The 13,643-nt window shown below is 74.3% G+C and carries 14 protein-coding genes and 1 pseudogene; 2 read left to right on the plus strand and 13 right to left on the minus strand.

Translation table 11 applies throughout. From position 1 onward, the window contains the following. A pseudogene (locus tag ACZ69I_RS38355) lies at positions 1-128 on the plus strand (IS5 family transposase); the annotation flags it as partial. A 22-nt stretch (positions 129-150) separates the two neighbouring features. Here the strand turns inward: ACZ69I_RS38355 and ACZ69I_RS38360 are convergent. The 8 genes from ACZ69I_RS38360 to ACZ69I_RS38395 form a co-directional block, all read right to left on the minus strand. Further along, a complete protein-coding gene (locus tag ACZ69I_RS38360) occupies positions 151-822 on the minus strand; it encodes a response regulator (RefSeq protein ID WP_470837131.1) in 672 nt (223 codons plus the stop codon). Further along, positions 819-2,156 (minus strand): sensor histidine kinase, encoded by a 1,338-nt coding sequence (locus tag ACZ69I_RS38365; RefSeq protein ID WP_470837132.1) that lies wholly within the window; start codon positions 2,154-2,156, stop codon positions 819-821. Before ACZ69I_RS38365 ends, ACZ69I_RS38360 begins: the two co-directional genes overlap by 4 nt. 10 nt (positions 2,157-2,166) lie before the next feature. After that, a complete protein-coding gene (locus ACZ69I_RS38370; RefSeq protein WP_470837133.1) occupies positions 2,167-3,330 on the minus strand; it encodes an acyltransferase family protein in 1,164 nt (387 codons plus the stop codon). Next, positions 3,323-4,276, minus strand: coding sequence for an alpha/beta hydrolase (locus tag ACZ69I_RS38375; protein ID WP_470837135.1), 954 nt, complete (start codon positions 4,274-4,276; stop codon positions 3,323-3,325). Before ACZ69I_RS38375 ends, ACZ69I_RS38370 begins: the two co-directional genes overlap by 8 nt. A gap of 169 nt (positions 4,277-4,445) precedes the next feature. Further along, positions 4,446-5,324 (minus strand): alpha/beta hydrolase, encoded by an 879-nt coding sequence (locus ACZ69I_RS38380; protein WP_467674359.1) that lies wholly within the window; start codon positions 5,322-5,324, stop codon positions 4,446-4,448. A 90-nt stretch (positions 5,325-5,414) separates the two neighbouring features. After that, a complete protein-coding gene (kynU, locus tag ACZ69I_RS38385; RefSeq protein WP_470837136.1) occupies positions 5,415-6,632 on the minus strand; it encodes a kynureninase in 1,218 nt (405 codons plus the stop codon). After that, positions 6,625-7,494 carry a tryptophan 2,3-dioxygenase family protein gene (locus ACZ69I_RS38390; protein WP_467674363.1) on the minus strand — a complete coding sequence of 290 codons (870 nt, stop codon included), beginning with the start codon at positions 7,492-7,494 and terminating at the stop codon, positions 6,625-6,627. The genes kynU and ACZ69I_RS38390 overlap by 8 nt, the downstream gene beginning before the upstream one ends. Positions 7,495-7,644: 150 nt before the next feature. Then, positions 7,645-8,265 carry a CGNR zinc finger domain-containing protein gene (locus tag ACZ69I_RS38395; protein WP_470837137.1) on the minus strand — a complete coding sequence of 207 codons (621 nt, stop codon included), beginning with the start codon at positions 8,263-8,265 and terminating at the stop codon, positions 7,645-7,647. 111 nt (positions 8,266-8,376) lie between these two features. Here ACZ69I_RS38395 and ACZ69I_RS38400 point away from each other — a divergent pair, with 111 nt between their 5' ends. Beyond that, positions 8,377-9,504 carry an NADH:flavin oxidoreductase gene (locus ACZ69I_RS38400; protein ID WP_470837138.1) on the plus strand — a complete coding sequence of 376 codons (1,128 nt, stop codon included), beginning with the start codon at positions 8,377-8,379 and terminating at the stop codon, positions 9,502-9,504. Between the two features lie 161 nt (positions 9,505-9,665). Here the strand turns inward: ACZ69I_RS38400 and ACZ69I_RS38405 are convergent, their stop codons facing one another. The 5 genes from ACZ69I_RS38405 to ACZ69I_RS38425 form a co-directional block, all read right to left on the minus strand. Continuing rightward, complete coding sequence (locus ACZ69I_RS38405; protein WP_467674369.1) at positions 9,666-10,079, minus strand: DUF3151 domain-containing protein; 414 nt, start codon at positions 10,077-10,079, stop codon at positions 9,666-9,668. An 89-nt stretch (positions 10,080-10,168) separates the two neighbouring features. Then, entirely contained in the window at positions 10,169-11,200 is a 1,032-nt protein-coding gene (gene fbaA / locus ACZ69I_RS38410) for a class II fructose-bisphosphate aldolase (RefSeq protein ID WP_389717678.1), read from the minus strand. Between the two features lie 149 nt (positions 11,201-11,349). Further along, positions 11,350-11,901, minus strand: coding sequence for an orotate phosphoribosyltransferase (gene pyrE, locus ACZ69I_RS38415; protein ID WP_467674371.1), 552 nt, complete (start codon positions 11,899-11,901; stop codon positions 11,350-11,352). 10 nt (positions 11,902-11,911) lie between these two features. After that, the gene (locus ACZ69I_RS38420; RefSeq protein WP_470837139.1) at positions 11,912-12,700 is read right to left on the minus strand and encodes an aldose epimerase family protein; all 789 of its coding nucleotides are present in this window, start codon (positions 12,698-12,700) and stop codon (positions 11,912-11,914) included. A gap of 47 nt (positions 12,701-12,747) precedes the next feature. Beyond that, positions 12,748-13,614 (minus strand): SRPBCC domain-containing protein, encoded by an 867-nt coding sequence (locus tag ACZ69I_RS38425; RefSeq protein WP_470837141.1) that lies wholly within the window; start codon positions 13,612-13,614, stop codon positions 12,748-12,750. Positions 13,615-13,643: the final 29 nt, after the last annotated feature.

Genomic DNA, 13,643 nt, shown 5'->3' on the forward strand with positions numbered 1-13,643 from the left:
TGCCGCCGCGTTCCGAAGCCATGATCCACCTCGCCATGACCGACCTCATGGCCCGCCGCCTCACCGGCGAGAACACCATCTCCTGGCGCGACCCGCCACCAGCACACCAAAGCCGCATTCAGGGATGAAACAACAGGATGAAACGACCTCTCAAGCGGACGGCTTCCCTGGACGCACCACGCCCGACTCGTACGCGAACACCGCCGCCTGTGTGCGGTCGCGCAGGCCCAGTTTCACCAGGATGCGGCCCACGTGGGTCTTCACGGTCTGTTCGGCGACGACGAGGCGGGCCGCTATCTCCGCGTTCGACAGGCCCTGCGCGATCAGGGCCAGGACCTCCGTCTCGCGCTCGGTGAGCTCGCCCACCCGCGATTTCAGGGGGCCGCGCGGCCCGCCGTCCATGCGGGAGAACTCCGCGATGAGGCGCCGGGTGATGCCGGGCGCGAGCAGCGCGTCACCCGCGGCCACCACGCGGACGGCCTCGGCGAGCTGGTGCGCGGAGGCGTCCTTCAGGAGGAAGCCGGAGGCGCCCGCGCGCAGCGCCTCGTACACGTACTCGTCGAGGTCGAAGGTGGTCAGGACCAGGACCCGCACGTCGGGCCGGTCCGCCGTGATGCGGCGGGTGGCCTCGATGCCGCTCAGCTCGGGCATGCGGATGTCCATCAGGACCACGTCCGGCGCGAGCGCGGCGACCTGGGCCACCGCGTCCGCGCCGTCGACGGCCTGACCGGTCACCTCGATGTCCGGCTCCGCGTTGAGCAGGACGGAGAAGCCCTGTCTGACCATGATCTGGTCGTCGGCGATCAGCACTCGGATCGTCATGGTCGGATCTCTCTGTCGGGGGGATCGGTCGGCAGGGCGTTCGCGGGCAGGAAGGCGGTGACCTCGTAGCCGCCGCCCGGGGTGGGTCCCGTGGCGAGGTCGCCGCCCAGCATGGCGGCCCGCTCGCGCATGCCGAGCAGCCCGTGGCCCGCGCCGGGCGAGGGCGGGGCCTTCGAGCGGGCACCGGAGTCGGTGACGCGCACGCGCAGGCCGCCGCGCGCGTACCCGAGCTCGACGCGCACCGTCGAGCCCGGCGCGTGCCGGATCGCGTTGCTGAGCGCCTCCTGCACGATGCGGTACGCCGACAGGTCCACGCCGGGCGGCAGCGGGCGCGGCGCGCCGGTGCTCTCGCGGTGGACGCTCAGACCGGCCGCGCGCGCGTTGTCGAGGAGGCCGTCCAGGCGGTCGAGGGTGGGCAGCGGGGCCTGCGGGGCGGCCTCGGGGGCGTCCGGGTTCTCCGCGCGCAGGACGCCGAGGACGCGGCGCAGTTCGGTGAGGGCTTCGAGGGCGTTCTCGCGGATGCCGTCGAGGTTCTCCCTGAGCTCGGCGGGCGGGTCCTTCACCAGGTGCGGGGCGACCTGCGCCTGGATGGAGATCACGGACATGTGGTGGGCGACGACGTCGTGCAGTTCGCGGGCGATGCGGCTGCGCTCCTCCAGAAGGGTGCGGCGGGCCCGCTCCTCGGCGGTGAGCGTCTCCTGTTCGACGAGCCGGGTGCGGGTCTCGCGGCGGCCGTGCAGCAGCGTGCCGACGAGGGTGAGGACGCCGAAGACGATCGCCGAGAGCGGCACGGTGGTGTCGTACGGGCCCGGCCCCTTGTTGCTCGACTGCTGCAGCAGGAGCGGGACGCCGACGGCGAGGGCGCAGGCCGCCCAGGCGGCCCGGGGCGGCAGCCGCAGCGCGAGCAGCAGCGTCACCGTCGCGTGCGCGATCAGGGCGGGCGGCCCCCACGGCCAGGGCTGGGCCCCCTGGCCGGGCGGCAGGCTCGCCACGGCGGCGGCGTAGGTGCTCGCCCCGAGGGACAGCCACCAGGCGGGGACCGGGCGCACCAGGGCGAGGAGCACGGCGCCGCCGAGCAGCAGCGCGAGGAACGTGCCGGGCGAGTACCCGATGTGGTAGCGCTCCGACAGCTGGTCGAAGTTGCCGGCGGTGGTGCCGACGGCGACGCCGACGATCACGACGTGCGGGGCCCGGCGCAGCAGCCGGGGCCGTCGCAGCGGCGGCAGCCGCATCCGCGCCACCGTCCACAGCTCTGCGCGCAGGCCCTGCAGCACCGCCACGACGGCCCCGCCGAACCGCTCCCCGTCACCGCTCCCGCGGCCCCCACCAGTCACAAGATCAACCCTAGACACGCCGCGCCGCCCCCACTCCCGCGCCCCCGGCCGCCCGCCGCCCCCGCGCCCCGCCGCCCCGCTCGTACGGGCCGAACGCCGCCCGGCACACCGCGAGGGCGAGTGCGAACACCGGCAGCCAGGCGAGGCGCGCGAGCACCCAGCCCCAGCCGTCCGGCGCCGTGTGCAGGCCGGGCAGCGGGGCCCCGGCGAGCAGGCCGAGCGCGGTGACCGCCATCAAGGCCGTCTGGTGCCAGAGGAATACCGTCATCGCGGAGAGGTTCGTCAGCGCCACCGCCGCCCACGCCGTGGGGCGGCGGAGCGCGCGGGCGAGCGGCTCCCGCAGCAGGATCGCCAGGCCGCACTGGGCGAGGCCGAAGGCGACGGCCGCCAGCGTGGGCGGGTTCAGGTTCGACACGGCCGCGCCGGGGACGCCCACCATCGAGGCGGGGTAACCGGCCCACAGGACGAGGCCCGCGGCCGCCGCCGCGCCGCCCACCAGGAGCACCCGGCCCGCGCGCCGCGTCAGCTCGCCCCGCGCCCAGGCCGCGCCCAGCGTCCACGGCACGAGCCAGCCGGCCGCCAGGTTGATCCAGCCGAGCCGGTCGGGGCCGCCGAAGCCGAACCGTACGAGGTCCACGTGGAGGACGACGGCGAGCGGCCACAGCGGGTGCAGCCGTCGCACCAGCGGCGTGAGCGCGGTGAGCCCGGCGAGGACCAGCAGGAACCACAGCGGTGAGAGCGCCAGCTTCACCAGTGTGTGCACCGTGCCGGGGTCCGCGCCCGACAGGACCAGGCCCGCGCCGACGACCGTCCACAGTGCGAGCACCGCGGCGAGGGGCCGGAAGAGGCGGCCGAGCCGGGCCGCGAGCCACGGTCCGTGGCCGGTGCCGCGGGCGCGGGCCGACGCGTGGCTCCTCGTCGCCACGTATCCGCCGACGAGGAAGAACACGGCGAGCGTCTGGAAGATCCAGGAGGCGGGCGTGAGCCAGGGCTGGTGCCGCAGCGGGCTGGCGGCGCGCAGGGCGCCGCCGTCCGACACCAGGGCGGTGACCAGCCAGTGCCCGCCGACCACACCGAGGATGGCGAGGGCCCGCAGGGCGTCGAGGCCGCGGTCCCTGCCGGGGGGTGTGGCGGCGTCGAGGCGCCGGGCGCGTGCGGAGAGGCGCTCACGCATCACTGGCCTCCGGTCCGTTCCCGCGCGCGATCCCGGCGAGGCTGGCGAGCGGTACGGAGCCCGGCTCCAGGTAGTCGCTGTGGCCGCCGTCGCCCGCCGCGAAGACGCGGGCGCCGAAGTGGCCGGAGACGGGGTCGGTGCCGAAGCCGACGGTGGCGCCGAAGAGGCCGACGCTCGTGTGCGGCACGTCCGCGATCCAGTCGTCGGCGCCGCGGCCCACCCAGATCCGGGCCCGGGTGCGCAGGTCGTCCGCCGTGTCGACGCCGGTGCCCGGGCTGCCGTAGAGCGCGATGTCGGCGACGTCCAGGCCACGCGGTCCCGAAGCGGCGGCGGCGCACACCACCGAGCCGTAGGAGTGGCAGAGCAGGGCGACGCGGGCGTCGGCGTTGATGCCGTGCAGGGTGCCGACGAAGGAGCGCAGGGCGGGCGCCGCCTCCTTCGCGCGGCCCGTGGTCAGGACGGCGGGGCTGACCGTGCCCGGCGTCTCGTAGCCGAGCCAGGCCACCACGGCGGTGCGGGGTCCGGCCGCCGCGCGCAGGGCGAGGGCGCCGGAGCGCAGCCTGCCGTACGTGTCGAGGGAGGTGTCCGAGCCGGGCACCAGGACGGCGACGCGGTCCGCGGCCGCCAGGTCGCCGAAGACCTCGGCGGTGCGTCCCGTCCCGCGCCCGTCGAAGGCGAGGAACTGCCGGCCGGGCGCGGCCATGGAGCGCAGCGCGGCGGCCCGCCGTGCGGCGCCGTACCCGTCGGCGAGGTCCGCCGCCTCAGTGGCGTTCGCCCGGTTCGCGGCGTACGCGGCGGGCAGGCCCTGCGCCGTGACGCGGCCCAGGGCGGCGGGGGCCGGGGCCGGGATCTCGGGGCGGGCGGCGCCCGACACCGGAACGGCCACGGCGGCCGCGACCCCGAAGGCCAGCAGAGTGCGGCGCAGCCGCCGGGCCCGGATCCTCATCGTGCGCTTCCCTTCCGCCGTTTCGCGGGCCGGTGCTCCGACTCGCCTCCACGGAAGGGAAGTTATGGATCAGTCTCTGTCGCTCACATCCCGCTGGGGTATGCAGCCTCGGGGTAGCTCTCAGGTATTACGGGTATCCCCCGGCCCCGTCTCCGCGGTCCCGGGCCGGTCAGAAGGCCAGTTGCGCGATCTCTTCGGCGACCACCGCGCAGGCGTCCGCCGCCGGGTCGATGAGCGGGAAGTGCCCCACGTCCTCCAGGAGCGTGAGGCCCACGACCTCGCCCGCCCTCGCGGCCGCGTCGGCGTACGCCTCGGCCACCGCCTGCGGCACGACGATGTCGGTGCGTCCCTGCACGACGGTCGTGGCGATGCCCGTCGGGAGCAGGGCCGCCGGGTCGGCGTACGGCAGCCGCTCCGCGAACCGGTCGCCACCGCCCAGGAGTTGCGCCGACGCGCCGTCGCAGACGGCCAGCTCCTCGGCGGCGCGGAGGTCCGCGATCGGCGCGAGCGCGACGACGCCGCGCAGCGGGGCCGGGCGGGCGGTGTGCCAGGGGGAGTCGGCGGGCAGCACGTGCCGCGCGGCCGCCCACAGGGCGAGGTGGCCGCCCGCGGAGTGCCCGGTCACCACGGTGCGGCGCGGGTCGGCGGCGGGCAGCGCGGCGTGGACGAGGGCGGGCAGCGCGTCGAGGGCGGCCGCCACGTCGTCGAACGTCTCGGGCCAGCGCCCGGCGACCGGGCCCGTGCCGCCCTGCGCGGGGATCGGACTGCCCCTGCGGTACTCGACGTTGGCCACCGCGAAGCCCCGGCGGGCCAGGAAGTCCGCGAACGGGGTGATGTGGTGCCGGTCGTAGGGCGCCCGCCACGCGCCGCCGTGCAGGACGACGACGAGCGGCGCGGGGCCGCCCGCGTCACCCCTGGGGGCGTAGAAGTCGACGATCTGGTCGGGGTGTTCCCCGTACGCGGCGGTGGTGTCCGGCTTCACGGCGGGATGCGCGAAGGCGGCGTCGGCCTCGGCGGCATCGCGGGCCACGGCGGCGTCGTCCGGCATGCGGCAACCTCTCAACGGCAGTGCGGCTGGCGGCACTGCCCCCGCGCTTCCTGCGGGCGGAATCGCGGGGGCAAGATCCGCCGGACGCTATCAGTCCAGCGTGTCCGCGAGCACCCGAGCGGCCCGTTCGGCGTCGCCGAAGGAGACGTACAGCGGCGTGAACCCGAAGCGCAGCACGTCGGGCGCGCGGTAGTCGCCGACCACGCCCCGCTCGATGAGCCGGCGCATCACGTCGCCCGCGCCCGGACAGCGGAGCGCGACCTGGCTGCCGCGCTCGGCGTGCGCGGCCGGAGTCAGGGACACGACGCGTCCCTCGGGCACGTACGCCCCGACGCACCGCAGGAAGAAGTCGGTCAGGGCGAGGGACTTGGCGCGCACGGCGTCGACGCCGACGCCGTCCCACACGTCGAGCGCCGCCTCCAGGGCGAGCATCGACAGGATGTCCGGGGTGCCGACGCGGCCGCGCAGCGCCCCGTCAGCCGCCTCGAACTCGGGCCGCATCCCGAAGGGTTCGGCGTGCGAGTTCCAGCCGGGCAGCGGGGAGTCGAAGCGGGGCTGCAGGTCCGCCCGTACGTAGAGGTAGGCGGGCGAACCCGGGCCTCCGTTCAGGTACTTGTAGGTGCAGCCGACCGCGAGGTCCACGCCGTGCGCGTCGAGCCCGACGGGCAGCGCGCCCGCGGTGTGGCACAGGTCCCAGACCACGAGCGCGCCCGCGTCGTGCACGGCCCGGGTCAGGCCGGGCAGGTCGTGCAGGCGGCCGGTGCGGTAGTCGGCGTGGTTGAGCAGGACGGCGGCGGTGCGCTCGCCGAGGGCGCCGGGGACCTCGGCGGGGGCGGCCGGGACGAGGCGGCAGCCGGTGAGGCGGGCCGCCGACTGCGCGATGTACCCGTCCGTGGGGAACGTGGTGGCGTCGACGACGATCTCGACGCGCCCCTCGTCCGCCGCACGGGCGATGCGGACGGCGGCCACCAGCGCCTTGAAGACGTTCACGCTGGTGGAGTCGCCGACCACGATCTGCCCCGGGGCGGCGCCCACCAGCGGGGCGATGCGGTCGCCGATGCGCTCGGGCGCGGTCCACCAGCCGCTCTCGTCCCAGGAGCGGATGCGCAGCTCGCCCCACTGGCGGCTGATGACGTCGGCCACCCGGTCCGGCACGTGCGCGGGCAGCGCGCCCAGCGAGTTGCCGTCCAGGTAGACGGTGTCGTCGAGGACGAACCGGGCGCGGCTGTCCCGCAGTTCGTCGTCGGCGTCCAGCTTCGCCGCCTCGGCCGCGAGGTCCGGTACGGCACCGGAACGGACGTCAGACATGGCTCCTCGCAGTCCACAGCTCGGGGAAGACGTTCTTCGCCGCCCGCTTCTCCAGCCACGCCACACCGGCCGAGCCGCCCGTACCGGTCTTGGCGCCCATCGCGCGGCGGGTGGCGACCAGGTGGTCGTTGCGCCAGCGCCAGACCAGCTCGGCGACGTCCGTCAACGTCTCGCCGAGGCGGGCCAGTTCGCCGCTCTCGTCGCCGGAGTAGAGCTCGGTCCAGACGGCCTCGACCTCGGGCGACGGCTCGTACTTCTTGGTGAGGTCGCGCTGCAGGACGGCGTCCGGTATCGCGTATCCGCGCCGGGCGAGGAGGCTGAGCACCTCGTCGTACAGGCTCGGGTCCTGCAGCGCCTTCTCCAGCTCCGCGTGGACGCGCGGCGCGCCCCGGTGCGGGACGAGCATGGACGCGGACTTGTCGCCGAGCAGGAACTCCATGCGGCGGTACATCGCGGACTGGAAGCCGGACCCCTCGCCGAGCGCGCCGCGGTAGGAGTTGAACTGGGCGGGGGTGAGCTGGGCGAGCGGGTGCCAGGAGGCGTTCAGGGCCTCCAGCTCGCGCAGGCTGCGCTTGAGCGCGTTCTGCGCCGCGGGGATGTCGTCGCGGCGCAGGGCGTGCGCCGCGGTCTCCCACTCGTGGACGATCACCGTGAACCACAGCTCCATGACCTGGGTGGTGACCAGGAAGACCATCTCTCCGGGGTCGTCCGAGCGCAGGTGCTGCAGGTGGGTGAGGACGTCCGCCTGGACGTAGTCCTCGTACGGGGTGGTTCCCGCGAAGTCGAGGTTCGGGCTCTCCGCCTCGGGGACCTCGGTGGACGCGCGCTCCTCGTGGGAAGCCTCGGGCGTCTCTGGGGACATCGCTGTCTCCTCGATACGTACTCCGGGTAGCGGTCCGCCCCTGCCGTTACCGACACGGGGGCCCCGGTCCCCACGGGAATCTTCTGCAACTTTCCCGGAATCGGCAAGGGCTCACACACGCCATACAGCAGCGAATCCCCGACGCTGCTGTCAGGCCTGGACGGAGATCCCCTCGCCCGCCCCCGCCCGGCGACGCTCCCGGCAGGCCCGCAGATGGGCGGCGTTCCCGCAGCCGCGCACCGAGTGCCAGACGCCGCTGTTGTTGCGGGAGCGGTCGTAGAACGCGGCGGCGCAGTACTCGTTGCGGCAGATCTTCAGCCGTCGCCAGAGGCCCGTGGCCTGGGCGAGCAGCCCTTCGGCGAGGACGGCGGAGACCAGCCAGCGCGCCCCCGCGCCCTCCGGCTCCACGGTCAGGGCGCCGTTCCCGGAGAGCTCGACCACGATCGGCGCGGACGTGAAGCGCACCGAGCAGCCGTCCTGCTCCCCGGCGGCCAGCGCGCGGCGCAGCTGGTCGCGCAGGCAGCGCAGCTTCGGCAGGTCGTCGGCGGCCAGGGTCAGGCGCACGTCGCCCCGGCCGGTCTCCGCGGCCCAGGACCGTACGGCCAGGTCGGCCCACTCCTGGGCGGGGCCGAGCGCCCCGTCGGCGAGCAGGTCGGCGGAGTCGGCGGAGTCGGCGTGGCCGGCGGGCGCGGTGTTCAGGAGCTCCTGAACGAGGGCGAGGCCGCCGGGCGCGGGGGTCAGACAGAGGCGCTCGGTCGCGGGCCAGTTCATGCCGTTCACGGTACCCCTCTTGGCATCGACATGGGCAAAGCACTTACAGTGCTGTCAGACGCGTATGCCTCTGTTCGCGCCGTACACCCTGCAGAATCTCCGGGAGAACGCATGGAAGCCACGGAAAACACCACCTCACGAGCCGCGAACATCCTCGGCCGCCCCTTCGACATCAACGGCCTCAGCCTCCGCAACCGCATCGCCATGGCGCCCATGACCCGCGAGTTCTCGCCGGACGGCGTGCCCGGCGCGGACGTCGCGGAGTACTACGCGCGGCGCGCCGCGGGCGGCGTCGGCCTGATCATCACCGAGGGCACGTACGTCGACCACGCGTCGGCGGGCAGCAGCCACCGCGTCCCACGCTTCCACGGCGACGCCGCCCTCGACGGCTGGCTCCGGGTCGCCGACGCCGTGCACGCGGCGGGCGGCAGGATCGTCCCGCAGCTCTGGCACGTCGGCACGACCCGCGACGAGGGCCAGGGCCCCATACCCGCCGCACCCTCCGCGGGCCCCTCCGGCCTCGCCCTCGACGGCACCGCCAAGGGCCGGACGATGACGGGCGCGGACATCGACGCGGTGATCGGCGCCTTCGCCGACAGCGCGGCCGCCGCCGAGCGGCTCGGCTTCGACGGCGTCGAACTGCACGGCGCGCACGGCTACTTGATCGACCAGTTCCTCTGGAACACCACCAACCGCCGCACCGACGCCTACGGCGGCGACCTCGCCTCCCGCACCCGCTTCGCCGCGGAGATCGTCGAGGCGGTCCGCGCGGCGGTCTCGCCGACGTTCCCCGTGATCTTCCGGCTCTCCCAGTGGAAGGCGTACGCCTTCGACGCGAAGCTGGCCACGGACCCGGCCGAACTGGACGCCCTGCTCAGCCCGTTGGCGGCGGCGGGCGTCGACGCCTTCCACGCCTCCACGCGCCGCTACTGGCTCCCCGAGTTCGACGGCGCGGACCTCAACCTCGCGGGCTGGGTCAAGAAGCTCACCGGAAAGGCCACGCTCTCCGTGGGCTCGGTCGGCCTCGACAAGGAGTTCATCGGCCCGCAGGGCTTCGCCGCGGAAAGCGCGTCGACCGGCATCGACCTGCTCCTGGACCGCATGGAGCGCGACGAGTTCGACGTCATCGCGGTGGGCCGCTCCCTGATCGCGGACCCGGAGTGGGCGGACAAGGCGATGACGGGCCGCCTGGCGGAGGCGGCGCCGTACGACGCGAGCCTGCTGCGCACACTGGTCTGAGTCCACCTGCGGGCTCGTTGTGGCTGATCGCGCAGTTCCCCGCGCCCCTGAAAGGCGCCCGCGCCGGGGGGTTCCAGCCCGTCCGGCGCTTGAGGACGAGGCCGTCCAGGCCGAAAGAGAACGGGGGCCCGGGGGCAGCGCCCCCGAACCCCCGCCCAACGTCAGCCGAGCGTCTCCGCCGCGGTCTCCGAAGAATCCCGCAAGAAGCCCGCGCAGCGCTCGTACTCCTCCTGCTCCCCGATCGCCTGCGCGGCCCGCGCGAGCCCGTGCAGCGCCCGCAGGAAGCCCCGGTTCGGCTCGTGCTCCCACGGCACGGGCCCATGGCCCTTCCAGCCGCTGCGGCGCAGGGCGTCGAGGCCGCGGTGGTACCCGGTACGGGCGTACGCGTACGACTCGACGACGCTGCCCCGCTCGAACGCCTCGTCGGCGAGCTGCGCCCAGGCGAGCGAGGACATGGGGTACTTCGCGGCGACGTCCGAGGGCGCCGCGCCGTTCGCGAGCAGCTCGCGCGGCTCGGGGTCGTCGGGCAGGTGGGTCGGGGGCGGTCCCCCGAGCAGATCCTTGTGAATGGCCATGGGCCCAAGTCTGCGCCATGCGCGGACGGGCCCGGCACCCAGGGAAGGGTGCCGGGCCCGTCGGAGCCGGTGCCGGGAGGCGAGGGCGGCTACTTCAGCTTCGTGCCCGTGGAGCGCAGGTTCGCGCACGCCTCGGTGACGCGCGTGGCCATGCCCGCCTCGGCGGCCTTGCCCCAGGTGCGCGGGTCGTACGTCTTCTTCGAGCCGACCTCGCCGTCGACCTTCAGGACGCCGTCGTAGTTCTTGAACATGTGGTCCGCGACGGGACGCGTGAAGGCGTACTGCGTGTCCGTGTCGAGGTTCATCTTCACGACGCCGTTCTCCAGGGCGGTCGCGATCTCCTCGGCGGTCGATCCCGAGCCGCCGTGGAACACGAAGTCGAAGGGCTGCGCGCCGGCCGGCTTGCCGTACTTCGCGGCGACGCCCTCCTGGAGGTCCTTGAGGAGCTCGGGGCGCAGGACGACGTTGCCCGGCTTGTAGACGCCGTGGACGTTGCCGAAGGAGGCGGCGAGCAGGTAGCGGCCCTTGTCGCCGAGGCCCAGGGCCTCGGCGGTGCGCAGCGCGTCGTCGACGGTCGTGTACAGCTCGTCGTTGATCTCGTGCGTGACGCCGTCCTCCTCGCCACCGGTCGGGGTGATCTCGACCTCAAGGATGATCTTCGCGGCGGCGGCCTTCGCGAGCAGCTCCTGGCCGATGGCCAGGTTGTCGGCGAGGGTCTCGGCGGAACCGTCCCACATGTGCGACTGGAACAGCGGGTCACGGCCGGCCTTGACGCGCTCGGCGGAGACGTCGAGCAGCGGACGGACGTACGTGTCCAGCTTGTCCTTGGGACAGTGGTCGGTGTGCAGCGCGACGGTGATGCCGTACTTCGCGGCGACGATGTGCGCGAACTCGGCGAGGGCCACGGCGCCCGTCACCATGTCCTTGTTGTGCTGGCCGCCCAGGAACTCCGCACCACCGGTGGAGATCTGGATGATGCCGTCGCTCTCGGCCTCCGCGAAGCCGCGCAGGGCCGCGTGCAGGGTCTGCGAGGAGGTCACGTTGATGGCCGGGTAGGCGAACTTGCCTGCCTTCGCCCGGTCGAGCATCTCGGCGTAGACCTCGGGAGTTGCGATGGGCATGTGTCCGCTCCTTGTGATGTGCGGGTGTGTGCTTGGCCCTGACCTAAGGGGGCGACGTCATCGTCGCCCCCATCTTTCCAGACTCGCCGGGCGGCTCCGGTCCGTCCGGATCCTGGACCCGGTCGGGTCGGTCGGGTCAGTCGGTCGGGTCAGTCGGTCAGGCCGAGGTCGTCCTTGGAGTACGCGAAGAGGTACGGCACGCCCGCGCCCTCGGTGATCTTCTCGCCCGCGCCGGTGGCCCGGTCCACGATCGTGGCGACGCCGACGACCTCGGCGCCCGCCTCGCGGACGGCCTCGACGGCGGTCAGCGGGGAGCCGCCGGTGGTGGAGGTGTCCTCGACGACCAGGACGCGGCGGCCCCTGATGTCCGGGCCCTCGACGCGGCGCTGCATGCCGTGCGCCTTGGCGGCCTTGCGGACGACGAAGGCGTCCAGGCGCTTGCCGCGCGCGGCGGAGGCGTGCAGCATCGCGCCCGCGACGGGGTCGGCGCCCATGGTCAGGCCGCCCACGGCGTCGAAGTCGAGGTCCTCGGTGAGGTCGAGCAGGACCTCGCCGACCAAGGGGGCGGCCTCGCCGTCGAGGGTGATCCGGCGGAGGTCGATGTAGTAGTCGGCCTCCAGGCCGGAGGAGAGCGTCACCTTGCCGTGCACGACGGCCTTGTCCTTGATCTGCTGCAGCAGGTCGCCGCGTACGTCAGTCATGCCGTAGAGCTTAAAGCCGTCGCCAGGTCCAGGTCGTCGCCGTCTCCAGCGGCTCGATGGGGGTGACCAGGCGCGGGTCGGTGTTGAGCCCGTTGGGCGGGCCGGTCTGCGGCTCCACGCAGACCGCGGCCTCCTGCTCGTCGTAGACGACGACCCACTGCTCGCGGCTGCTGACGTTCAGCTCGAACTGTCCGGGCCAGGTCAGCGTCACGTCCACCCCGTCGGGCATGCCGAAGCAGTCGTCCCAGGGGCCGGGGAGCGGATCGATCCGGCGGCCGGTGGGCAGGTGGTCGGCGCCGCGCTCCTCCTGCCAGGCGGGGGAGAAGTCGAGGTGGACGTCCTCGCCGCCGAGGCCGCGGCGGAACCACGGGTGCCAGCCGGCCTGCGCGGGGAAGGAGCCGCCGCGCGACTCGATGCCGAGGCGCAGCGTCAGCGCCTCCTCGGTGAGCTCCACGATCTGGGTGACGCGGCCCGGGTAGGGCCAGGGGTCGGTCAGGTCGTACGTGAAGACCGCCTCGCTCCCACCGGCGCGGGCCGTGCGCCACGCGGCGTCCCGGCCGAAGCCGTGAATGGCGTGCGGCGGGGAGTTCACCGGCATCCGGTGGACCGTCGCGCCGTCCTGGAACCGGCCGTTCTCGATGCGGCCGCACCACGGCACCATCGGGAAGCAGCCGTAGCGCTCCCCCTGCCTGAGCAGTTCGACACCGTCGATGCGCAGACTTCCGATGCGGCAGCCGTTGCCCGGCTGCACCGTCACTTCCGCGGCGCCCGCGGTCAGGGTCACGTCTTCGGTACTCACGGTGCCGACCCTACGGCGTACCGGACCCCGACCCGTAAGACAGGCTCTCAGCGGCGGCGGCGCAGGGCCCTGCCGACGACGACGGCCGAGGCCAGGGCGAGGGCGGCGGCGGGCGCGGCCCAGCGCAGCGTGGCACTGGCGGTGAGGGACTCGGGGGCGGGCGCGGGCGCGTACCGGCCGCGGGGCGGGGCGTGGTCGACCTCCTCGGCGGACCGGCCGATCATGGTGCGGCGCGCGTGGGCGGCCTCCGCGGGCGGTACGTCGATGGTCTCGACGTCGTCCGCGTCGCGCACGTCGCTCGCGTCGTCGACGACGATGTCGTCCAGATCGCCCAGGTCCTCGGCGTCGTCGACGTCGTCCACCGCGTCGAGGTCGTCGTTCAGCGGGTCGAGGGCGGGCGGCGGCACCTCGGTCTCGAACACGGTGACGGTGTGCGTCCCGGCCGCGTCGGCCGAGGCGTCGGGCACCGTGTCGGGCGGCGCCACCGCGCCGAGCCCCTCGGCGAACCGTTCGAGCAGCCGGTGCACCACGGTTTCCACAGCCTGGGGAGAACCCTCGGTGATCCGCCCGTCCGCGACGGCGGCCCCGCCGAACGTGAGGGTCGTCCCCCCGACGGCCGGTGCGAGCCGCACGGTCAGCGTGACCTGCACGGACCCGGACCCGCGCACCTCGGCGCCCTCGGCCTCGATCGCGTACGTACCGTCGCCGCGGGCCTCGGTCCGTGCGGACCCGCGGTAGGTGATGGTGTGCCCGCCCTGGCCCCCGACGCGCACCTTGAGGCGCCCGGAGAGCGGGCCCGCCGTCTCCTCCGCGTCGCGCTGCAGCCCGGGGACCGCCCCTGCGACCCGCTCGGGGTCGGCCAGGACCTGCCGGAGCCGCTCTGCCGAAACCGGAACGAACACCTCATGCTCCATGGCATGGGAGCCTACCCAGGAGGCCGCCA

It is taken from the genome of Streptomyces sp. NPDC036815 (assembly GCF_055609205.1).